Source organism: Paenarthrobacter nitroguajacolicus (genome assembly GCF_007786235.1).
Taxonomy (GTDB): domain Bacteria; phylum Actinomycetota; class Actinomycetes; order Actinomycetales; family Micrococcaceae; genus Arthrobacter; species Arthrobacter nitroguajacolicus_A.
Window position 1 is genome coordinate 101,556 of the sequence record NZ_VNFK01000008.1, and the last position, 22,289, is coordinate 123,844.

16 protein-coding genes are annotated in these 22,289 nt (G+C 62.6%); 6 read left to right on the top strand and 10 right to left on the bottom strand.

Annotation, left to right across the window (positions count from 1 at the left end; all coding sequences use genetic code 11):
• Positions 1–59: 59 nt before the first annotated feature.
• The 3 genes from FQP90_RS12215 to FQP90_RS12225 all read left to right on the top strand — a co-directional run bounded on the left by FQP90_RS12215 (position 60) and on the right by FQP90_RS12225 (position 6,250).
• Positions 60–1,727 (top strand): alkaline phosphatase D family protein, encoded by a 1,668-nt coding sequence (locus FQP90_RS12215; protein WP_144650653.1) that lies wholly within the window; start codon positions 60–62, stop codon positions 1,725–1,727.
• 150 nt (positions 1,728–1,877) lie between these two features.
• A complete protein-coding gene (locus FQP90_RS12220; RefSeq protein ID WP_144650656.1) occupies positions 1,878–5,336 on the top strand; it encodes a hybrid sensor histidine kinase/response regulator in 3,459 nt (1,152 codons plus the stop codon).
• Positions 5,333–6,250 (top strand): GGDEF domain-containing response regulator, encoded by a 918-nt coding sequence (locus FQP90_RS12225; protein WP_144650659.1) that lies wholly within the window; start codon positions 5,333–5,335, stop codon positions 6,248–6,250. Before FQP90_RS12220 ends, FQP90_RS12225 begins: the two co-directional genes overlap by 4 nt.
• Before the next feature lie 333 nt (positions 6,251–6,583).
• Here FQP90_RS12225 and FQP90_RS12230 read toward each other — a convergent pair whose 3' ends face one another.
• The 7 genes from FQP90_RS12230 to FQP90_RS12260 form a co-directional block, all read right to left on the bottom strand.
• Positions 6,584–7,813: a hypothetical protein gene (locus FQP90_RS12230; RefSeq protein WP_144650662.1), complete on the bottom strand. Its 1,230-nt coding sequence runs from the start codon at positions 7,811–7,813 to the stop codon at positions 6,584–6,586.
• Positions 7,814–7,905: 92 nt separating this feature from the next.
• A complete protein-coding gene (locus tag FQP90_RS12235) occupies positions 7,906–9,381 on the bottom strand; it encodes an ArnT family glycosyltransferase (protein WP_244296742.1) in 1,476 nt (491 codons plus the stop codon).
• Positions 9,382–9,497: 116 nt separating this feature from the next.
• Positions 9,498–10,313, bottom strand: a complete 816-nt coding sequence (locus FQP90_RS12240; RefSeq protein ID WP_244296743.1) for a PIG-L deacetylase family protein — start codon at positions 10,311–10,313, stop codon at positions 9,498–9,500.
• A complete protein-coding gene (locus tag FQP90_RS12245; RefSeq protein ID WP_244296744.1) occupies positions 10,314–11,399 on the bottom strand; it encodes a glycosyltransferase family 4 protein in 1,086 nt (361 codons plus the stop codon).
• Positions 11,400–11,504: 105 nt separating this feature from the next.
• Complete coding sequence (locus FQP90_RS12250) at positions 11,505–13,061, bottom strand: lipopolysaccharide biosynthesis protein (protein ID WP_167510475.1); 1,557 nt, start codon at positions 13,059–13,061, stop codon at positions 11,505–11,507.
• A 13-nt stretch (positions 13,062–13,074) separates the two neighbouring features.
• Complete coding sequence (locus tag FQP90_RS12255; RefSeq protein ID WP_144650674.1) at positions 13,075–14,517, bottom strand: glycosyltransferase family 4 protein; 1,443 nt, start codon at positions 14,515–14,517, stop codon at positions 13,075–13,077.
• Complete coding sequence (locus FQP90_RS12260; protein ID WP_144650677.1) at positions 14,514–15,311, bottom strand: glycosyltransferase; 798 nt, start codon at positions 15,309–15,311, stop codon at positions 14,514–14,516. Before FQP90_RS12260 ends, FQP90_RS12255 begins: the two co-directional genes overlap by 4 nt.
• A 196-nt stretch (positions 15,312–15,507) precedes the next feature.
• Between FQP90_RS12260 and FQP90_RS12265 the strand changes: the two genes are divergently transcribed.
• On the top strand, positions 15,508–17,727 hold the full coding sequence (locus tag FQP90_RS12265) for a S9 family peptidase (protein ID WP_144650680.1): 2,220 nt from the start codon (positions 15,508–15,510) through the stop codon (positions 17,725–17,727).
• A 4-nt stretch (positions 17,728–17,731) separates the two neighbouring features.
• On the opposite strand, the gene FQP90_RS12270 is transcribed toward FQP90_RS12265, so the two are convergent.
• Together FQP90_RS12270 and FQP90_RS12275 are read right to left on the bottom strand one after the other, a co-directional pair.
• Positions 17,732–18,544, bottom strand: a complete 813-nt coding sequence (locus tag FQP90_RS12270) for a class I SAM-dependent methyltransferase (protein ID WP_144650683.1) — start codon at positions 18,542–18,544, stop codon at positions 17,732–17,734.
• A 19-nt stretch (positions 18,545–18,563) separates the two neighbouring features.
• Complete coding sequence (locus FQP90_RS12275; RefSeq protein WP_144650686.1) at positions 18,564–18,947, bottom strand: DUF7793 family protein; 384 nt, start codon at positions 18,945–18,947, stop codon at positions 18,564–18,566.
• A gap of 213 nt (positions 18,948–19,160) precedes the next feature.
• Between FQP90_RS12275 and FQP90_RS12280 the strand changes: the two genes are divergently transcribed.
• Positions 19,161–20,801, top strand: coding sequence for an ATP-binding protein (locus FQP90_RS12280; protein WP_144650689.1), 1,641 nt, complete (start codon positions 19,161–19,163; stop codon positions 20,799–20,801).
• Between the two features lie 157 nt (positions 20,802–20,958).
• Here FQP90_RS12280 and FQP90_RS23305 read toward each other — a convergent pair whose 3' ends face one another.
• Positions 20,959–21,129 (bottom strand): hypothetical protein, encoded by a 171-nt coding sequence (locus FQP90_RS23305; RefSeq protein ID WP_017199100.1) that lies wholly within the window; start codon positions 21,127–21,129, stop codon positions 20,959–20,961.
• Positions 21,130–21,236: 107 nt separating this feature from the next.
• Here FQP90_RS23305 and FQP90_RS12285 point away from each other — a divergent pair, with 107 nt between their 5' ends.
• The gene (locus FQP90_RS12285; protein WP_144650692.1) at positions 21,237–22,289 is read left to right on the top strand and encodes a hypothetical protein; all 1,053 of its coding nucleotides are present in this window, start codon (positions 21,237–21,239) and stop codon (positions 22,287–22,289) included.

A 22,289-nucleotide genomic window follows, 5' to 3' on the forward strand; every position in this document is an offset into this window, starting at 1 on the left:
AGCAGAATCCGTCACCTCAGCCACACCTTCCGTTCACCGGGGCTCATCAGAGTGGAACCATGACTGACCTTTCTCGCCGCGCCCTCGTCAAAACTTCCCTCGCCACACTCGCCGTCGCCGGCGCAACCGCCGCTGGTTCTCCGTCAGCTTCTGCCTCTCCGGGCGCCATTCCCCTAATCCGCAAGCGCCTCACGCTGCCCACCGGGATCGCCACCGGGGACGTCACCACGGACTCTGCCGTCCTCTGGTCCCGCGCTTCAGGTCCCGGCCGGCTCACGGCTTTCTTGCAGGCAGTGGACGACTCAGGGGAAATCCTGCGTGGCCGGTACGGTTTCAGCCGCACCATCCGTGGTCCCCTGACCACCGATGCCAGCGACTACACCGCCAAGATCCACGCCACCGGCCTGCCCGCAGGTACCCGCTTCGCCCTGGAACTGAATTTCGAGGATGAGAACGGCCTCGGTGAGGCAGTCCGCGGCACGTTCAGCACGGCGCCCGGTTCCGTGAAGGGAAAGTACGACGGCGGCACGAAAGACGCGAGCGGAGGCGGCAGGCCGTCGTCTTCCTCGCAGAGCTTCGTCTGGACCGGCGACACCGCAGGCCAGGGCTGGGGCATCAACGAAGACCTGGGCGGCATGCGCGGTTACAAAGCCATGCATGCCACCAAGCCCGACTTCTTCATCCACTCCGGCGACACCATCTACGCCGACGGCCCCATCGCTGCCTCCGTGACGGAGAAGGACGGGCAGGTGTGGCGCAACATCGTCACCGAGGAAGTCTCCAAAGTGGCTGAAACCCTTAAGGAATACCGCGGCCGGCACCGCTACAACTCCTTGGACGCCAACATGCGCGCCATGTTCGCGGACGTGCCCGTGATCGCACAATGGGACGATCACGAGACCACCAACAACTGGTACCCCGGCGAAATGCTGGACGACCCCCGCTACACCGAACGGAACGTCAACGTCCTCGCGGCGCGTGGTCGCCAGGCGTGGCAGGAAAATATGCCGATCGCCGACGCCGCAGCGCTGTGGCGCCCCGGAACGGTCGACGCCGGCCGGTACCAGCCCGCGCGCATCTACCGGAAGATTTCGCGAGGCCCACAGCTGGACATATTCTGCTTGGACATGCGGACCTTCAAGTCCCCCAACACCGACGGCAAGGAACCGTACGCCACCAACATCCTGGGCCAGGAGCAGGTGGACTGGCTGATCAAGGAAGTACGGAAGTCCAAGGCAACATGGAAGGTCATCGCGGCCGACCTGCCGCTCGGCATCATCGTGCCCGATGGCGCTGTAAACCAGGAAAGCCTGGCCAACCGTGACCACGGAGCTCCTTTGGGCCGCGAACTGGAGATCGCGGGAGTGCTTTCGGCGTTCAAGAAATTTGGCGTGAAGAACACCGTTTGGCTGACCGCCGATGTCCACTACTGCGCCGCGCACCACTACTCCCCCGAGCGGGCTTCCTTTACGGACTTCGACCCGTTCTGGGAGTTCGTCGCCGGGCCCATCAACGCTGGCTCTTTCGGGCCAAGTGAGATGGACAAGACGTTCGGGCCGGAGGTGCTGTTCGCCAAGGCCGGACGCTTCCCTGGTGAGTCACCGCGCGACGGCGAGAACCAGTACTTCGGGCACGTGGACCTCGCTGCCGATGGTCTCTTTACCGTGAGCCTCCGCAACGCGAATGGTGTGGTGATCTACTCAAAGACGCTCACCCCGGAGCGCTGACTCATGTAAGGGGACAGCACATGTCCTAATGAGCGTTCATAAGAGCATGTGCTGTCCCCTACTTGGGGTGATTCGGCGTATGCTCTCCTCAGCGCAGGCAAGACGCGTTGTTCGCTTTTGGGTGGGGCCACGTTCGAAGGCAGGGGTTCAGTGGCAGGAGTGAAGCACGGGGTTCTTCCGGTGCGATTGGTGACGGGGCATGGATGGCCGCTCTTCCTGGTGCCTGTAGGCGTCTGCTTGGTATTGCTGGTCGTTGGCCTGGCAAGCGGATCAGGAACGACGACGGCGCAACTGGCCGGTGACCTGGCGATCCTTCTCGCTGCACTCACCGCGCTGACCACCCACACCCTCGCTGCCCGGAAACGACAGGACAACGCGGCGGGCCGATGGTTCATCGTGGCAGGCCTGGCCGTGTGGAGCGCGGGGCAAACCGTGTGGACCATCAACGGCATCACGCTGGACCACCAGTACCCGTTCCCTTCCTTCGCGGACATCGGCTTTGTTTGGTACGCGCTGCCCACGTCCATTGGACTCGTGCTGCTGCTGAGGGGCCAGGGACTCCGCACTTCACTGCGCCGCACCATCCTGGATGCCGGCGTGGTGGCAAGTGCCACCTTCTTCATTGCGTGGAGCTCCGTGCTGGGTACGTTGGCAGGCGCCAAGGACCAGGACGCCTTTGCCCACATCACGCAGATGGCCTACCCCATCGCGGATGTCTTCATGGTCTCGGTAGTCATCGTCCTGACCATGCGTGCAGCCCGTGGCCGGAGGCTGCCGTGGCTGAGCATGGGCCTTGGTTTCTGGATCCTGGCCATTACGGACCTCGCCTACATGCGCTTGACCCTCGAAGGAATCACGGGTGTCACGGGATCCCCCTTGGCCTTGGGCTGGGTTCTTGCCTTCCTGCTGGTGGGGCTAAGCCCGCTGCTCCCTGAAGCGGACAGTACGCGCAAAGACGGGCGCGCCTACGCCGCGGCCCTTGAACTGCTCCCTTATCTCCCCGTGTTCAGCGCCGTCTTCTTCTCGCGCAGCCGGCCCATTGGCGAAGACCCCATCTTGGTGGTCACCGGGCTGGTGACGGTGACTTTCGTCATCGTGCGGCAGGTGCTGATCGTCGTCGAGAATGTAACGCTGACCCGCGACCTCGAGTCGAAGGTGGCCGAACGCACTGCCGAACTGGAGGGCCTCGGAGCAATCGTTAATTCCTCCGGCGATGCCATCATCGGCGAAACACCCGACGGCGTCATCACCAGTTGGAACCCCGGGGCGGAGCGCATCTTCGGGTATCCGGCGTCTGAAGCCATCGGCAGGAAGGGCGATTTCTTCGTTCCCGCCGAGTTGATGGAGAAGGAACGCGAGGCGTTGGAGGCCACGGCCCACAGCGGAGATGTGCAGAATTACGAGACTCGGCGAAGGCGCGGAGACGGCGAAGTTATTCCGGTGTCAGTAACGCTGTCTCCCGTCCGGGGTGACGCCGGCATCCGCGGGGTAGCCACCATTTCGCGCGACATCACCGAACGCAAAGCAGCCGAAACCGAACTCCTCGCCGCACGTGAAGCCGCGCTGGAAGCGAGCCGGCTCAAATCCGAATTCCTGGCCACCATGAGCCACGAGATCCGCACTCCCCTCAACGCCGTGATCGGCCTGACATCGCTCATGATGGACACGCCCCTGAGCGAGGGCCAGCGGCAGTACGCCCAAGGCGTCAAAGGCGCCGGCGAGGTCCTGCTGACCCTGATCAACGACATCCTTGACTTTTCCAAATTGGAAGCCGGGAAAGTTGACCTGGATGTGAACTCCTTCGATCCCCGCGCTTTGGTGGATGAGGTAGCTGGGTTGGTTGCAGAAGCCGCGCAGGGCAAGAACCTTGAACTCATCTCCTACTGCCACCCCGACGTTCCGGAGCGCTTGATGGGCGATTCCGGACGAATCCGCCAGATCCTGCTGAATCTTTCCTCCAACGCAGTGAAGTTCACCCCAGCCGGCGAAGTCGAAATTCAGGTTTCCGTGGTCAGCCGGGATCCGGAGAACGCCGCATTGCGCTTTGAAGTCCGGGACACCGGGATCGGCATCAGCGCCGAAGACCATCACCGGTTGTTCGAATCCTTCGCCCAGGCCGATGCTTCCACCACACGGCGGTACGGGGGCACGGGCCTTGGCTTGGCCATCTCACGACGTCTCACCGAGGTCATGGGCGGCAGGATCGGGCTGGAGAGCGAGCCGGGAACGGGCAGCAAATTCTGGTTTGTCCTGGAACTTCCCGTTGGCCCGGCGGTGTCCGATACCGGCACCTTGCCGGCCACGCTCGCCGGCCGGAGGGTGCTGGTGGTGGACGACAATGCCACCAACCGATTGGTGTTGGAAACGCAACTGGCCAGTTGGGGCATGCAGCCAGTGGCCGTTGCCGACGCTGCCTCAGCAATGGATGCATACCGCACAGCCGTGCTGAACAGCCGCCCCTACGACATCGCCGTGGTGGACATGTGCATGCCCGATACCGACGGCCTGGAACTGGCCCGCCAAATCAAGAACGAGGGCAACGGCTCGGGATCACCGGGAATCATCCTGCTGACCTCCACCATGCAAGTGGACAGAAGCGACCTCGCCTCCGCCGGAATCCGTGAATACCTCACCAAACCTGTGCGCAGCTCGGAGTTCTACAACCGGCTCCTCCGCCTGATGGCCACCAGAACGCCGGGGGCTCCCGCGCTACCGGTCCAACCTGCCATTGTCGCGTCCGACGAACCGGTGCCGCGGATCGGAAAGCTTCTGGTCGCGGAAGACAACGAGGTCAACCAGTTGGTAGCCCGTGGCATGGCAAACAGGCTGGGCTACGACGTGGACATCGTGGACGACGGCGCCAAGGCCGTTGCAGCAGCGCTGTCCGGGACTTATGCCGCAGTGCTCATGGACTGCCACATGCCCGTCATGGACGGCTTCGACGCAACCAGGGCCATCCGGGCCCGCAACGGACACTCAGCCCGGATTCCCATCATCGCCATGACGGCCGGAGCATTAAACGAGGACCGCGAGCGCTGCTTCGCGGCCGGCATGGACGACTACATCAGCAAGCCCGTGGACCTGGCCAAACTTGGGGAAGTCCTCACCCGCTGGGTCCCGGAGGTTATTGAAACGTCGACGGCGGCAGTCGGGCCAGCGGGCAACGCGGCGTCGGGCGGGACACCTCAGCCGGCGGCAGCACCGCCGTCGAACGCTGTTGTTCTGGACGCGGGCGTTCCGGATGCCGATGTCCTGGACGCGGGGAGGCTGCAGATCCTGCGCGAACTTGGTCCCGCGGACGGTTTAGGCCTGCTCCCCGAGGCCGTCAGGGCTTTCCGCCAGGATGCCGAAGCGACCTTGGAAGTGCTTCGTTCCGCACTGGACGCCGGGCAGGCCCCAACCGTGGAGACGGCCGCTCACAAACTCGCCGGCGCGGCAGCCAATATCGGAGCAGTGGGCGCGGCAGTCCTGTGCAAGGATTTGGAACGATCCGGCCGTGAAGCAGGCCCGGACCTGGCCGCACAATGCAGACCGGTGCTGGCGCAGTTGCAAGCGGAACTCACGCGGGTGGACCTTGCCCTCGAACGCACTCTCCAAGGAGCTTCATGAAAGTCCTGATCGCCGACGACGACCAGATCTCCCGGATGATCACCAAGGCCGCCGTTGAGCAGTCCGGTCATGAGTGCATCGTTGCCGTGGACGGAGACTCGGCGTGGCAGCTATACAAGGAGCACAGCCCGGAAGCTGTGGTGACCGACTTGATGATGCCCGGCCTCAACGGATTGGACCTCTGCCGGGCCATCCGGGCCGCCGAGGAGGACAGCTACACCTACATCATTCTGGTGACCTCCCACGGCTCACGGAAGGACGTCCTGGCCGGCATGGAAGCCGGTGCTGACGACTATGTCACCAAGCCGTTGGACCCGTTCAGCCTGCACATCCGGCTCCTGGCCGCCCAGCGCATCACCTCGCTGCACGCGGACCTGGCACGCTACCGCTCTGCGCTGACGGAACAGGCACGCACGGACCCCCTGACCAAGTTGCACAACCGCCTGAAGTTGTCCGAGGACCTGGGAAATCTCCACCGCAATGATCACGACTACTGCCTGGCCATGGTGGATGTGGACAACTTCAAGAGCTATAACGACATCTACGGTCATCAGGCCGGGGACGCTGCGTTGGTAGCGATTGCAACATCGTTGGCTGGCGCGGTCCGAAAGTCCGACGCCGTCTACAGGTTTGGCGGCGAAGAGTTCCTCCTTGTCCTGGGTGAGCAGTCAACAGCGAGCGCCGGGGCGGTCATGGAACGCGTGCGGTCAGCCGTGGCGGCCCTGAGGATCGAGCACTCCGGGGACCCTGACGGCATCTTGACCATCAGTGCCGGCGTCTCCGCGTTCACGGACGGGCACCGTGCCGGCACCGAGCAGCTTCTCCGCGAAGCCGACCTCGCCCTGTACGCGGCGAAGGCCTCCGGCCGTAACCGGGTGACCTTGGCCAGTGCGCTCCCGCACGGCTCAGACTGACCCGACGAGCCGGCTCTGCGGTGTCCGGAATGTGAACTCACGATACGAGCCAGGCTCGAGTCAGCACGCCGTGCTCTGAGTGTTCCGCTCGTTGACGTTCCCAGTACCAGCCGGAAGACGGTAGCCGCCTGTGCCTCTGTCTTTGGTCACGAGTCTGTCTTTGGTCACGGGTGTGGTCTCCTATCGAATCTTCGGACTAGCAACGTCGAGGACGTCCATTAAATGAGTGCACGCCGTCTGGTGAACGTGACGTGACCGATGAATGCCCCCTCAGGCGAGGATCGTTCGTCTCCCTTTGGTCCCCCAGGAGAGCCTCAAGCCCGGAGTGGGTCGTCAAGGAGACCGGATCCGCTGAATAACTTCTTTGTAGTCTTCAACACTCACGCCGCTTTCGGCGCGCCCCCCTTCTTCAAAAAGGTTGTCTTCGAAGCCAAACAAGAACATGGTCATCCCGCATTCGTCGGCATACTGTGGAGCGGCCCGCAGCTGTTCTGCAAGGCTGTGTGATTCCGGAGAGCCGCCGGTGAACGGAGAGTCGGGAGGTCCCGGGTTCTCCCCCACAAGTCCCAGCCCCGCGCGCCGGGCCAACGCGCTCGTGTAACGGTGCGATGACCAAGACGAGACGTCTTCCATCACCTTGGCGTCGTCGCCCGGTTGACATCGGTCTTGTGGCGGAGCGGCAGCACGCGCTCTGACGTTCGACACGTCGTCCAAGCCAGTGAAGTCAACGTCCACCCCCGGCAAGCGTGCCAGAACTGCGAACTGTTCCACGTAGTCCAAGCCGCGTTCCTGGGCGCCGTCCGGGTTTGCCCTCCCGTCCAAGCGGCCTTTTACAGCTACCGCTCTGTCCTCGGGCAGGACCCCGCGGCCAGCAACGGGAACATGCACCCGCCCTTGATAGCCGAGCTTCCGCAATTCTCCCACCTGCCATGCCACGGCATTAACGACAGATCCGGCGTACCACCCCCACCACCTCTGGACCTGTTCGTCAGTAACGGACCTGCCGTGCCATGTTCTGGAGCCCGGGATCCATCCGGGCATCGGTGACGGTGCCAGCCCCTCAGCCAGGCCGATGCCGAACTGGGGAGCGTCACCAAACGCCCAAAACTCGCCTACTTTTCCGCCGTCGTCGGGTCCCGGGTACCCCAGCTCCCCACTGGCGTTCGTCCCTACGCGGATTGCGGTAATGCCCGCGAGCCCAAGATCGGACAGCACCCTCGCAAAGTAATCCTGGGCAGCTTTCCGCACTTCTGAGCTGAACACCAACTCTGCCCCGGCATCCTTTGGCGCACCACCGGCGCTTCCCTCCAGCACGCCCCCTTGAAGACCTCTCACCCAATCGGGCGGGTACTGCAAGCCAGGAGACAGAACCACCCCCACTCCGGCTTCGCGGCAATCGTTCAAACGTGCCCGCACCTCGGCAACGTATCCCCGGTCAACCTGTCCCGCCTGCGGCTGGTATCGGTCCCAGGCCATCGGCAATTCCACCACTGAAGCCCCGGCCGTCCGTAGTGCTGCCAGACGATCGGGAGCGCAAGTGCCGCCCAAAACCCCGAACGACATAGGTTCAGGTTCTGCGGGTTTGGCCCGTGCGCTGCATCCGACGCTCACAGTTACTACCAGGGCCGGCAGCAGAATCAAAAGGACAAGGCGCCTCACGGGTAACCGCCGGTGACAGGAGGGATTACCAGCCCACCATCGACAGCAGCATCCAGCCTGGCTCGGTCCAGCCGCCACACAACAGTGTCCCCCGACGTCGGTCCAGTAAAGGTGAAGACCGGCTGAGCGTTGTCCTGCAGCCAGCCCAGCAGTTCAGGAGCAGCGAATCCGTAGCCCTCACTGAGCGGCCTCCCCTGAGTCAGCACAAAGTCGGCGTTGCCGTCACGAAGGGATTTCAACGAGGGCAAAACCTCCCAACCCTGGTGAGGCAGCAGTGCAAACTCACCAGTTACGGACGTCAGCCCCACCTTCGAGGACTCCGGCAGGACAGCGATCATCCAATCCCGCGCACGGACAAGCCCGTCATCAACCACGGACCGTGCCTGCACACCCAGAAAGAGACTCACAACGGTCATGAGTACCGCTGCAGTGGCAACGGCCCCACGCAGGCGGGGGCGGCACGTCACCACCATGGCCGCGGCAATGGGTATCGAAACCAGCGCGGCAAGCACCACGCAGTAGCCAAACTGCTCCTCTGCCGCCCCGAAGAACACAGAGTAGACGCCAACGGAACCGGTAAAAACCGAGAACAACCCCATGACCCGCCGCTCCACCTGCGGAGACAAAGCGACTACGAATCCCGCCACAACGGAAAGCCCCAGCAGTAGATAGCTTGTGCCGAAACGGCCGGCCATATCCAGCAAACGATCCGTCAGGCTGACCCCTGGGACTGAATTAAAGCCAGTCATCTGAACGGCCCCAACCATTCTGAGGACGCCCACCGACTTTTGATCCAAGAACTGCGAAAACAGCCCGTTGGCCGCAATCACGCTCAAATAGATCAGGTAAGGAACGATTGAACAGCCAAGAATACGCAACGCTGCCTGCAGAGGAACGGTTCTGCGCCAAAACACGGCGGCCAGCAGCGGCACTACGGTAAACACGGCCGTCATGTCCTTCATGACGATGGCTATCCCGAAAACCAACCCTGCGCTGATTTCAAGCCACATGCGACCGCGCCCCCACTTGTGGCCGAGCGCCCACAAAGCCAAGAGCCATCCCGCCAAAACAGCCAGACCTGCTGGAGTCTCCATCATCAACCGACCGTCCATACGGAGGACGAACGGATCACTTGCCAATATGGTGCCCGCTATCGCAGCGGGGACCAGTCCTGCCAGACGGCGAACCAACAGAAAGCAAACCACCACTGTCAGAGCACCAAGGAAAGAATTGACCCAGCGCAGTTGCAAGGCCAGATCCATAGGGTGGCCTTCCAAGCCCAGGACACGAATAATCAGGGCGTTGAACGCATATGAACCCGGAGGATGCAGAAAAAAGGGGGTGCCGGAAAGCGACGGCATGCGGCCTTCCGCTATCTGTTGGGCTATGTCCGCATACGTTACTTCATCGATAAACACGTCGTTGGCACGCTGTACACCGAACACCCTGAACACCACCGCAAGCCATCCCACACACGCCGCAACCCACCACGGATGTCGAATGGCCCAAGGAGGCTTCCTTGCGGCCCTCCGGGCCCGGGCCGCCGGTCGATATGGTTCAACCTCCTGCACCGAATTCATGGTGCCCCTCATTGACGCGCTGGAACGCTGATATGACCGGGCACGAAGTAGGTTTCCGGCTTCAAGGGGATCGCCCCACCGGGAAACAGGGCGTCCGCTTGTGTGGCGTATTGCTTGATCCGTTCCGTCTTGGTTGCAAGGCCCTCGTCCCACATCCAAGGCACGTATCCCACACCTTTCATATGGGATTCATCCGGCTGCGACACGAGGTCGTAGGGAAAGTCCGAGTACATCACCAAGTTTTCGCCGTGGCCTGTGCCGACGTCACGGGTAATGAGATGATCCACATGCCTTCCCACCCCCGCGGGGCAAAAGAGCAACTCCGCCTTTGTCTGGGCCATGAGCCCGGCCACATCCCTTCGGAGGTGGCGAACAAGCCCCGTGTCGCCCTTGGAGATCCTGCCCAATGCAATGTCGAACCGGTAGGTGGGGTAACGGTGGGTGAGCTCCGGCAGGAGCCTTTCCCACGCGCTGCTCCCCCATTGCGGAGGTCTACGTCGGCGCCGAAACAGTGCATCCACTTCGCCAAGGTGAATGGAGTGGACACCCATCGATTCCAGTACTGTTCGGTCCTCGGATCGCCGGGCGTTAAACAGCTCCCCGGCGTCCCCGATGGTGCATTGGCGCATGAAGGACCGTGCCGCTCGCGTGTGTGGTGCCGGCGATGCCTCGGTGAAAAGCGTGGCCACGATAATCTGACGCTTTTGGGCCTGCGCCTCGATAAGAGCACCGCAGGACAGCACTGCGTCATCAAGGTGGGGTGACAGGAACAACCAAGGCGCGTCTCCCGCCATGGATCGTTCGATTCTTGATGCGTGCGGCATTCAAGCCCTTTCCTGATAGCCGGCATTTTGCAGCCTGCCTTGTTTCTGGTTCAAAGCGCGGAGAGATTCTCGGTAGGAAGTGGCCTGCATCCGGGCGAGCGCATCCCAGTCATAGGCAGCGGCGAACTCCCGTCCGAGCGCGCCAGCCTCCTCCAGCCCGGACTGCACATATCTGCGGGAGATCTCGTCACCGAAGGCGTCAACGTCAAATGCTTCAACCAGCCACCCCGCGCCGGGCGGGACGATCTCCCGGAGGCAAGGAATGTCAAAGGTGATCACTGGCGTTCCGGTCGCCAATGCATCGATGGCCACTAAGCCGAAGGTCTCGTGCCGGGAAGGCACAACCACTAATCGGGCATCGCTGAGGGCCTGAAACTTTTTCTCTCCAGACAACCACCCGAGCAGGCGCACTCGTTCCGAGAGACCGGCGTCGTCAATGGCTGCGCGCAACGAGGCTTCGTCAGGGCCTGATCCGGCAATGAGCAGGTTGCCATCTATCCGGTTGCAGCACCGTGCCCAAGCCTCCAGGAGGAGATCCAAGCCCTTGTGACCGAACTCCAGGCGCCCCATGAACAGAATGTCCTTGCCAACATGGGGCTCCGGTTTCCATGCCGCCGGATCCACCCCGTTTCCAATCACCTCCACGTGGGCGCCCGGATTCAGGCTGACCAGGCGTTCGGCAATTCCCTGCGAAACCGAGATCAGCCGGCGATGCTTTCGGACACCCAATCTCTCGATCCAGTGCAGTGGCAATTTGTACTGCCGTGCTTTGCCCTCGGCATGAAGCCATTGGACCACTCCGACGGTGGGACGCCTGGTCCATAGTGGTGCGGCCATGGTGGAAAACGGAGCAAAGAAGTCTTCAACCACCAGTTCCGCAGTTGACCGGCGCCTATGTACTTCGAAGGGCAGGCGGGCAACATACGCCAGCAGCCTGGTCAGTCGGCTGCCGCCACCTCCGAAGCCAATCGGAACATAGTGCACACCGTCCTCCTCGCGCTCCTGCCAGCCCGGATATCGGGTGGTCAGCACGGTGACGCGGAAGCCCATTCCCGCCAAGCGGCGGTTGATTTCGTGTGTTCTCACAGATCCTCCGCCTGCTCCAGGCATGCGTGGATCTTCGAAACCCAGATGTAAAACTCTCATCGCTGTCTTTCCGTCTCAATATCTGTGGAGGGCCCAGCCACTGCACTAAGCACAGCGGGATCGGGTCCCTGTTTCACCCATGTGGCGCGCCCGGTACAGCTGGCGGCCTCCATCCGTATTCCGTCTGTGGGCACGGCGTCTCCGGGAGATCCTGAAATCGTTCCTGTGCGGCAGCAGGCCGCGCTGGTGGGCAAGAACCGCAAGCCCACTGAATGCGGCCAGCATGAGCCACACCATTGGTTGCAGCAGCGCGGCGACTGCAAGGGCCGCGATCAGGGCGAACGCCAGAACCACGAACTTGCCGGCGCCCGGTCCTGTATCAGCGGTCACCAACACGGGACGCGCAAGAATTGCCAGGACCACCCCGGACATCACGGCCCCGACGGCCGAACCCACCGCCATGCCAGTGACGGCATTGAGCTGCCACCCGATCCACAGCCCACCCACCACCAGAAGGCACGCCAAAGCGAGGCCGATTTGGCAGCGGCGGTAGGCCCGTATGGCGAGCAGGATGGTGGCAAGCACCATCAGGACGGCGTAGCCCAGACCGGACGCGGCCAGCCATGGCAGGAGGCCCAGGGAAGCGTGGTACTTCTGCGGGACTATCAGGCCGGCCATCAGGGGCGGCGCGGTAGCGATAATGGCGAAAGCCACCACCACGAGTTGCCCGAACGAAGCAAAGGAAGCGCCAAGCACCTCCCCAACCTTGACGCCAGGAGTGCGGAGCAGGGGGAATGCCACCAACGCCGTTCCGGCCGCGACGTACACCGGCCCCTTGGCGATAGTGGCCAGCGCCTGGAATCCTGCCGCGGCGGCCGAGCCGTTATCAAGGAAGCCGACCACCACGACGTCGACGCCCACCAGCACGGAAACGACGCACAGAACGGACGCGATATCGCTGGTTTCCGCCCAACGCCATTTCTCCAGCAAGACCCGCGGACGCCAGCGAAGATCCCGGTAGAACGACCATGGGACAACCAACGGGGCCAGGCACGCCACAACGAAGCCCAGGACCGCCCCACCTGCACCCCACGCCATCACAATGACCAACAGGCTGAAGATCAACCTGAGGACAACCTCGCCAACAGTGGACACGGCATACCACATGAAGCGGAGCTCGCCCTGCAGCCATCCGGCGGGCGCATTGACTATGAAGATGGCCAGTGCAGCCAACCCCACGGCAGCAGCCATAGCCGGAGTGGCGAGCGCAAGCATCACGCTGCCCGTGATGATGGCAGCGGCAATACCCGCCAGGCACGATACGAAGACCGAGAAGGCCATGCCACTCTGCCGCTCATCGGATCCTTGTGGATGTACTGCCACAACATGCGACAGGGGAAGTGGCACCAGCGCGTTGGCTACGACTCCCACAACGCCAAGAATCATCGCGGCGGCGGCGAATTGCGTGTAGTCCGCTGTTCCCAGCATGTTGGCCATGAGCAGCGTGCAGGCATAGCTCACCACGCCCACTACTCCCGCGGATATGGCAAGGAAGCCGCTGTTTTCAGCTATGTTGACGTCTTGACCTTGAGTTCTGTCCCTGCGTTCGGCTCGGGGTCTTTCACGCACGGCTATGGTCATGGATTGCTGGGATTCAGCCACGATCCTGCTACCGCTACTGTGCATCGAAGGCGTCGGCTGGCGTGAACGGACTCCCCGGTCCAGCAAGCAAGGTGCCAGGGCCGGCTGGGCGGAGTTCCGCCGCGGGCACGCCAATTTTCTTCACGACGGCGAAGGCCTCGAATTCGTCCCGGCCTTTCATCAGGACTGAAATGTGCCCATCATCGGTCAGCGCAACTTCGTCCGTTGGCCGAAGGATGGTGGCGAGGTTGGCCCCGGGCGGCACTTCGAAGCGCACCATCGTGGATAGATCCGAGTGCCGTGCACGCCCGTCCCCGCCTTCGCGTCGAACCTTTCCTTCTTCCAGGAGCACGCCCGTGAGCAGTCTTGTGCTGCGGTCCCAGGTAAAGCTGCCGGCCCACTCCCGGCACTCGGCGGAAGTCTCCAATGCTGCATCCGGTTCCGACATTGCTGTGATCGCTTCAATCATGGCCGCCCCGAACTCCTTGGGCGTGTCAACCAGCCAGCCGGTTCTGCCGTCCACTACGGAGTCCCGGATACCGGGAACGCGGAGTGCCAGGCACGGCACACCCCAGGCCGCGGCTTCGATCACAGAGCAGCCCCAGCCTTCCGAAGCCGACGTGGAGGCGGTCAGCCAAGCCCTGCTCAGCAACTCGTCACGAACCTCGTTGGATTGATAGCCATGGAAAGTCACGGCGTGGTCCAGGCCCAAGTCCATGGCGAGCTGCTGCAGGCGCGCACGTTCCGGGCCATCGCCGACGATGTCCAGCCGCAGGTTCGGCACGCTGCGGGCAGCCACAGCGAACTGGCCCAGCAACAGGTCCAGCCGTTTGTGAGGCACCAAACGGCTGACGACGGCGATGGTGGGCTCAGGCGTACGGGGCGCCACTACCCGGGGAATATCGATAGTGCCATTCGGCACCACATGGATGGCTCCCGAGAATCCTAGCTTCCGCAGTTCCAGCCGCGTGGAAGGTGACACCGCCACGATGGCCCGCTGCCCGTATACCGTTTTGGCTCCGGTGTTCTCAAGGAACCGACCCACTGCGGCCAGCGGCGGGGAGAACCGGGTGCGGAACTGCTCTTGGTGAACGTGGTGGACCAATTGAATGATGGGAATTGATCGCGGCAGGAACAACGGGGAAAAGAACGGGATGCCGTTTTGGCAATCCACCACGGCATCAAACTGACCGCTGGTGCGCAGAAGCCTGACAGCGGATTGTCCATAGATGGATAGCGGCCCGCCTCCGCGAAGGATTCGGATGCCGTCAATGACTTCCTCCATGGACTGGCCGGAGTCGCGCCCAGTAAACCACGTGACCTGAACTCCGTTTTGCACCCACCTCTTGGAAATCTCATGCATGTACTGCTCGGCGCCGCCTGCTTGTGAATGCTTGATGTCGCGCCAGTTGAGAACCAGTACGTGTTTTCCGGCGAGTTTGGTTGGGGAATTCAGGTCGGTGAACGCATCCGTCATAGTGTTGCTTTCTGAAGTTGGATCACCGACGCGAAGCTGGCGACACCGTCCTGGAACGGACGGAATGTTGACTCGGCACCGTCTGTCCAAGCGACAGGAAGCTCTATGATGCTGGCCTCGTTGTCCTGCAGTCGAAGCAAAAGCTCCACGTCAAAGGCGAACCCTGTGCTGCGGCACTGAACCATGGCGGCAGTGAGGGCGTCCCGTTCGAAGAATTTGAAACCGCACTGTGTGTCCTGGATGCCCTTGACCTTTGACTTGGTCAAGACCCGGAACGCCTTACCACCCACACGGCGCCCGAAATGTTGGGGTCGGACCAATCTGGAGCCGGGGGCGTGGCGGGAGGCTATGACCGCAGCTGCTCCGTCGGAAAGGTGCGTCATGACTTCCGTAAGCGTGTCCAACGGCGTGGCGAGATCCGCGTCAAAGAAGCCTGTGAACCGGGAGGTACCGCTGAGGAGGCCGCGGCGGACGGCTGCCCCCTTCCCGCGACGGGAACACCCCACAACGGAAATGGGAACCTCGTCCCCTTTTTCACGGGATATCCGGCGCACAACAGCCGCGGTCTCGTCCACGCTGCCGTTGTCCACCACCACGATGCGGGAGGACCAAGGCTGGTTGGCCAGAAAATCGACGGTCTGCGTCAAGGTGTTGGGAATCCTTGCGGCCTCGTTGTAGGCCGGAATAACAACTTCGAGATCCACCTGGGATCGGCGCAAAGAGTCTGAACGTCGACGTGCTTGAAGGCCTCCCCTCTTTCCGATGTGAACGCTGTGCGAGTGAAGCAGGGCCATCTGAACCTCCTACTGTCTATTCGGGAACGGTACGAAATCGTGCTCGCAATTTAAGGAGTGGGCGCAGCACGCAAGTCATGACGGCAATCTGGGTTGAAGATTCAAGTCATCGACGGCTCTCACTAATCCGGGGAAGCCCCGGCGCTCTGAGCGAAATCAGTGGTTCGGTGTCTGAGCCCGTCGATAGAGTGGCCCCATGAGCCACACGTCTTCCGCCGCCGCCTCCGCCACGGAATCAGCAGTCCAGCCTCCCGTCGCCAAACTGGTCCCCACCCGCCGCGAACACCACGGCGACGTCTTCGTGGACAACTACGAATGGCTCAGGGACAAAGAATCGCCGGAGGTTGTAGACCACCTCAAGGCGGAGAACGCCTATCAGGAGGCAGTCACCGCGCATCAGGAACCATTGCGCGAGGCCATGTTCCAGGAGATCAAGGGCCGCACCCAGGAGACGGATCTGTCCGTGCCCAGCCGGAAGGATGGCTGGTGGTACTACAGCCGTTCGGTAGAGGGCAAGGAATACACCATCCAGTGCCGCGTGCTGGCCCGGAACACCGGCGACCCCGTGGCGGACTGGACTCCCCCGCCCGTTGAAGCCGGCGTGGAACTTCCCGGCGAGCAGGTGCTCCTGGACGGCAATGTGGAAGCTGAAGGCCAGCCCTTCTTCAGCGTTGGCGGCGCCGCCGTGACCGTTGACGGCAACCTCTATGCCTACGCCGTGGACAACTCCGGAGACGAGCGGTTCACCCTGCGGATCAAGGACCTGCGTACCGGCGAACTCCTCCCGGACGTCATCGAGGACATCTTCTACGGAGTGGCTTTCTCCCCGGATGGCGCACGCCTCTTCTACACCGTGGTGGATGATTCCTGGCGCCCCTACCAGGTGAAGGCGCACGTCCTGGGAACGCCGGTCACCGAGGATGAGGTTCTGTACCAGGAGGACGACGTCGCCATGTGGCTGGGCTTCGACCTCGCCTCCGACCGCCGTCACCTGGTGCTCAGCATCGGTTGCTCCGAGTTCAGCGAAACCCGGCTGCTCCGCTTCGACGATTACGCCGCGGGCCTCAGCACCGTCATCCCGCGCGACCACCACGTGCTCTACGAGGCCGAGCCCTTCCTCCTGGATGGCAAGGAGACACTGCTCCTGACCCACAACAAGGACGCCATCAACTCCATGGTGAGCCTGGTGGACCCGGAAGAGCTCACCAAGCCACTCGACGAGCAGGACTGGCGGACCGTCGTCGAACATTCCTCTGACGTGCGCGTCAACGGCGCGGGCGTGACGTCCACCCACCTGGTCCTTTCCGTCCGCAAGGACACCATAGAGCGCGTGCAGGTGCTCCCCCTGGCAGGGCTCGGCACTCCCGCTCAGGCCGCGCCGGTTGAGCCTGCCTTCGACGAGGAGCTCTACACGGCCGGAGTTTCCGGCTCGGACTACGAGGCTCCCGTGATCCGCATGGGCTATACGTCCTACTTCACGCCGTCCCGCGTCTACGACTTTGTCCTGCCGACAGCCGAACTGCCTGCCGGCCAATTGCTGCTCCGCAAGGAAAGCCCTGTCCTGGGCGGCTACTCCGCGCAGGATTACGTCGCCACCCGTGAATGGGCCACCGCCGACGACGGCACCCGGGTTCCGCTGTCAGTGCTGCGGCACGCGTCGGTGCAGCAGGATGGAACCTCTGCCGGGCTGGTCTACGGCTACGGCTCCTACGAAATGAGCATGGATCCCGGCTTCGGCGTTGCCCGGTTGTCACTCCTGGACCGCGGGATCGTGATGGTCATCGCCCACATCCGCGGCGGCGGCGAGCTGGGACGCCAGTGGTACGAGGATGGCAAGAAACTCACCAAAAAGAACACCTTCACGGACTTCATTGCGGCCACGGACTGGCTGGCAGGCTCAGGTTGGGTGGACCCTGCCCGTGTTGCCGCCATGGGCGGATCCGCCGGCGGCCTGCTCATGGGTGCCGTCGCCAACATGGCTCCGGAAAAGTACGCTGCCGTGGTGGCGCAGGTTCCGTTCGTGGACGCCTTGACCACCATTCTGGATCCCGAGCTCCCTTTGTCCGCCCTGGAATGGGAGGAATGGGGCAACCCGATCACGGATCCCGAGGCCTACGCCTACATGAAGTCCTACACTCCGTACGAGAATGTGGGGGCCGTGGCCTACCCCAAGATCGCTGCCGTGACGTCCTTCAATGACACCCGCGTGCTCTACGTCGAGCCGGCCAAATGGGTTCAGGCGCTCCGGTCCGTCTCCACAGGATCCGAGCCCATCGTGATGAAGATCGAGATGGACGGCGGGCACGGAGGTGCGTCAGGACGATACGTCCAGTGGCGCGAGCGGGCCTGGGACTACGCTTTCGTGGCCGACTCCGTAGGGGCTACCGAACTCCTGCCTGGGACAGGGCTCAAATAGCTGCTCACCCAGGTTGGCGCGCCCGGAGCAAAGCGTAGTAGCCCGGGATCACGTCCGAGGCCGACGGATTGCTGAGCGGCCGCGTTTCGATGCTCGCTGAGCCCTCCTCCACAAGGTTCCAGTCCGCCGTCGGAAACGCCTTGGCACGTTGTGCAGCCCCGAAGCGCCCAGGCATGGGCAACCCGCGGATGGCCCACTCAAGCGGCGCCGGAATGGATTTCCGGGTGGCACCCAGATGGCTGACGTAATCAACGGGGGTGCCTGGGAAGTTGGTTTCCGCCAGGAAAACGCCGCCGCGGGTCCCGACGACGGGCAAGAGGTTCACTGCCAAAGCAGAACGGCCGTTGAGGTCCAGTACGTGCAGGACTCCGCGGATGAATACGTTCGCTTCACCGGTCCAGCCTGCCTCTTTGAGTGCCGCCGCGACAGTCTGCGCAGCGTCAGGTGCCGTCATGTCGCACACGGCGAAGGACGCCGTCGTAACATCCGCTGACTCCAGCCGTGCGCGGTCCACGGCGTTCGCGGAGTAGTCCAGCCCCACAGCCAGCGGGAAGTGCTGCGCCAGCAGCCGGGTGAAGCTGCCGTTCCCACACCCGACATCCACCACAGGCAGGGCCGGGTCCAAGTGCGCCAACGTAGGCAGGTAGCCGTTCAGTTCGTGATCGCTGCCCGAGTCCCACAGGACATCGCCCGTGGCACCGGTGGAACGGATGTTGCCCCAGTACTGGTCCCAGGCAGTTCGCGGATCCTTGGGAGCAGCCGAAGAAAGCCTGATGAGGCGTGGAATCAGCAGGTACTTCCTGAAGGCGGAGAACATCCTCCAAATATATGTGGCGTTAGGCCTCCACCAACCACTCAAGCGCTTCCGTTTCCGATGTGAAGAACTTGGTGGGGCAGGGCGGCTTCATGATGCCCAGGAAGAAGTTGGCAATGACCCGATCCACGGGCGATGAACCCCAGAGGGCGATGCGGTTGGCCTGGCATGGTTTGGCGAACACGGACCTGGCTCCCCTCGTCACGTCGTCCGTGGTTGCCATGTCCACGATCATCGGGTGGCGGTCCTCCCCGCAGAGCTCATTGACCCGGTCCATGGCCCGCTGCGCGTCGGATTCCTGGATCCTGGCGCCGCGCGGCCACGTGAGTCGCAGGATGCCCGGCTCTTCGAGCTCCAGCTGGAACGTCACCTGCTGATGATCCTGAGGTGTTGCTGGGTGGTCCACGTTGCTCCTCTTGCCTTTCGCCTGCAGGGAAGGCGGACATGCTTGCCCTGCTGATTCCCCTAAGGCTGTCGAATCCGGCTCCCAAAGTAAAGGTGTGTCCCACGACTCATCCGGCTCATTTGGTGCACGGCCACACCTGTCCGCAATGCCGCTGATAGGGTGTTGCCACATCAGGAATTACTGTGGGATGAGCGTTGGAACGGAAGGGGCTCAGTGGGCGAGACCGGTGCCGATGTACAGCATTCCCGTTCCGCAGTAGTGGCGGATTCCGATGAGGACCGCCTGGCCGGGACCACAGCTGCGCTCTCATCAGCGGGATTCGACATTTTCCCGGCAGCGGACAGCGCATCCATTGCCTCCCGCATCACGCAACACAGCCCTGACGTCGTGGTGGCGGAAAGCTCCTTGGCACACGGGCTCCACAACCCTGGAGCTCCCGTGCTGCTGCTCCTCTCGGCACAAGAATCCGTGGACCTTGCCGAGATGGAGTCCTGGCGTGTAGCGGACTACATCATCAGCCCGGTACGTGACGGAGAGCTCATCCATCGCGTCGAAACCTTGATCGGCCGTGCCAAGGAACGGGCACGCTCCCGTGGCGAAATCGAAGCGCTGCGGGAAAGCCTCCGAAATGTCTCCTCTGCGATCCGGGAGACAAACGACCCCCAACTGATTGCGGACCATGTGGTGCGTGGCTTCGGCGAGGCCCTGGGCGTGGACCACGTGTGGTTCGCTACCTTCCGCGACGAACGGGTCCCGAGTATCCGGGCGCAATGGAACGCGGCCAACGTGCCCCTGCTTCCCGCGAAGCTGGGCGACAGCGAGAACATCATCACCGAGACGGCCAACAAGCTATGGGCTGAAGCCGATGTCCTGGCGGTAACAGACCATCGCGAGGACCCGGACTCGGAAATCGCCAAGGCGCTCCGGGAGTGGTCCTGCGAACTTACGCCCGTCTCCACCGTGCTGCTTCCCGTGGGCGAAGGCGCCTCCGCCATGGGCATCATCCTCCTGAGCACCGTGCAAGAGCGTCACGACTGGACCCGCCCGGAGATCGCCTTGATGCAGCACGTGGCCGGCAACGTGGCCCACGGCCTCATACAAGGCCACCTCATCAGCGCCCAACAGCGGGTACTCCACCAGCTGAGGCAGTTGGACAAAGCCAAGACCGAGTTCCTGGCCACCGTCAACCACGAACTCAGGACTCCGCTCACCTCGATCACCGCCTACCTGGACATGATCCAGGACGGTTCCGGCGGGCCGGTCCCGGAGGGCATCGGTAAGATGCTGGACGTCATCGCACGCAACTCGAACCGCTTGCGCAAGCTCATCGAAGACATGCTCACGGTCTCCATGCAGGACGCCAGCAACTTGGACCTCAAACCGGTGGATATCGCCAAACTACTCCAAGTGGTGGTCGCGACTCTTCGACCTCTGGCGGAGTCCCGCCACGTCTCTCTGTCCTTCACGGAGGCAACCGAGGACATTGAAGTGACGGCCGACGAAGCAAAACTGGAACAGGTCTTCACCAACATCGTGGCCAACGCCATCAAGTTCACGCCCGAGGGCGGCCGCGTGGGCATCACCAGCACGGTGTCAGCTGCCGAGGATGGCGGGCTGGCAGCACTCGTGAAAGTTGCTGACAATGGCCTGGGGATCCCCGAGCACGATCTGCCGCACATCTTCACGCGCTTCTACCGTGCTTCAAATGCCACCTCGGCCGCCGTTCCCGGCAGCGGACTCGGTTTGGCGATCGCCCACGACATCATCAGCCGCCACATGGGGCGCCTGCTCCTGGATTCCACTTTGGGATCCGGGACCACGGTATCCGTGGAGCTACCCGTGGGCGGACCGTAACTCCGTCGGCCTGTGACAACTGTGTCAATGCCTGGCCCGTTCATGTGTTCTGCCGTCACTAAAGCGCGACATGCAGCGAAACAAAACTGATGCCCCGGACTGGAGCCCGGGGCATCAATTTACGTCAAGTGGCCCTTGAGGGGCGCTCCCCCAATGTTTAGTTCGGCCACCATCCGATGCTGGTGGTGTTCGTCTTGCCTGTGGTGGTGCTGTTCGGCCACCAGCCGATTGCCGTGCTGTCCTGCGTAGGCTCGGCATTAGCCGGAGCAGCGAATCCCGTTACTGCCAGAACCGCCGCCATGAGCAGGGTTGCCGCAAATTTTTTCATCCGCTATGCCCTTTCGTACTGATGCGAATTTGTTGACTGTGACTTGAATAAAGTCACGGGGCAAACTATACGAGCTTTTCTTCTTCAATGACATGGATAATGGGCATATGCACAGTCCCCAGTTAGCCTCCCACCACGTTGCCGGTCTCACGGCGCGCGCCAAATGGAAGGAACGGGACTTCGATGAAGCCTTTCGCCTGGCAGGCGACGCCGCAGAGCTCTCCACCCTCGCCGGGGATGAGGAATCCTGGTGGAACATGCGGTACCTCCAAGCCGAATGCCTCCGGGATCAAGGCCGGATTGAGGAGTACCTCAGCCTGGCAGTGGAGCTCAACGACCACAGCCTGACTGCCACGTCGCCCGAACTCGGCGCCAAGGCAGGCACCATGGTAGCCATAGCTTTCCAAGGCCTTGGCCGACTTGCCGAGGCCGCCACCATGGCTGCTGACGCGGCGAAGCTGGCTGCACGCGAATCCGACCTGGTCTACGTCCAGATCCTTGCCCAACGCGCCCTGATCGCCGCCCTGGCCGAAAGCAGACTCCTGGACGATGCTTGGCGGGAGTGCCTGGTCCTGGAAACACTGCTGACCGACGATGTTGACGAAGACACCGCGGGCAAAGGCTATTGGGTCATTGGAAACGTTGCTTTCCTGGCTGACCGCGTGGCTGACGGAGGGCTCTATCACGACCTTGCCGCCGAGAGGCTCTCGCCGTCAAAAGACGTTGATTTATGGGCGCGTTTCAACCGGGCTTCCGCTGAAATGCGGCTTCAGGCGAAACTCAGTGACGCCGCGACCCTGCGCTGCATTGAAAGGGCCGAGCTCGCCACGGACATTGTGGGTGGCTCCGAACGCGACCATTTGGAAATGTCCCTGGTCCGCGCCCGTTGGTATTTCCTCAGTGGGGATATGCAGCAGGCTGCGGCAATCCTTGAACCCCTCTGCACACGGTCCTCGATATTAGCCAAGCAAACTTCCGCTGAGGCACACTTCCTGCTTGCCCGGACATTGCTGGCGTCCGGGCGGCGAGAGGAAGCGCTTGCTACATTCGAAGAAGCAGCCGCGTTGTTCGAACAAGCAGCTTTGCCCGAACGCAGTGTGGCTGTCCGGGAGCATCTGCGCCATGTCGATGAGCAAAGAGGCCGGCCACACGGGGAGTGA

Bases quoted from the DNA above. Each gene is read 5' to 3' on its own strand.
- FQP90_RS12215 (WP_144650653.1), top strand. From the start codon at position 60: ATGACTGACCTTTCTCGCCGCGCCCTCGTCAAAACTTCCCTCGCCACA.
- FQP90_RS12225 (WP_144650659.1), top strand. From the start codon at position 5,333: ATGAAAGTCCTGATCGCCGACGACGACCAGATCTCCCGGATGATCACC.
- FQP90_RS12230 (WP_144650662.1), bottom strand. From the start codon at position 7,813: ATGTCGTTCGGGGTTTTGGGCGGCACTTGCGCTCCCGATCGTCTGGCA.
- FQP90_RS12240 (WP_244296743.1), bottom strand. From the start codon at position 10,313: ATGCCGCACGCATCAAGAATCGAACGATCCATGGCGGGAGACGCGCCT.
- FQP90_RS12255 (WP_144650674.1), bottom strand. From the start codon at position 14,517: ATGACGGATGCGTTCACCGACCTGAATTCCCCAACCAAACTCGCCGGA.
- FQP90_RS12260 (WP_144650677.1), bottom strand. From the start codon at position 15,311: ATGGCCCTGCTTCACTCGCACAGCGTTCACATCGGAAAGAGGGGAGGC.
- FQP90_RS12265 (WP_144650680.1), top strand. From the start codon at position 15,508: ATGAGCCACACGTCTTCCGCCGCCGCCTCCGCCACGGAATCAGCAGTC.
- FQP90_RS12270 (WP_144650683.1), bottom strand. From the start codon at position 18,544: ATGTTCTCCGCCTTCAGGAAGTACCTGCTGATTCCACGCCTCATCAGG.
- FQP90_RS23305 (WP_017199100.1), bottom strand. From the start codon at position 21,129: ATGAAAAAATTTGCGGCAACCCTGCTCATGGCGGCGGTTCTGGCAGTA.
- FQP90_RS12285 (WP_144650692.1), top strand. From the start codon at position 21,237: ATGCACAGTCCCCAGTTAGCCTCCCACCACGTTGCCGGTCTCACGGCG.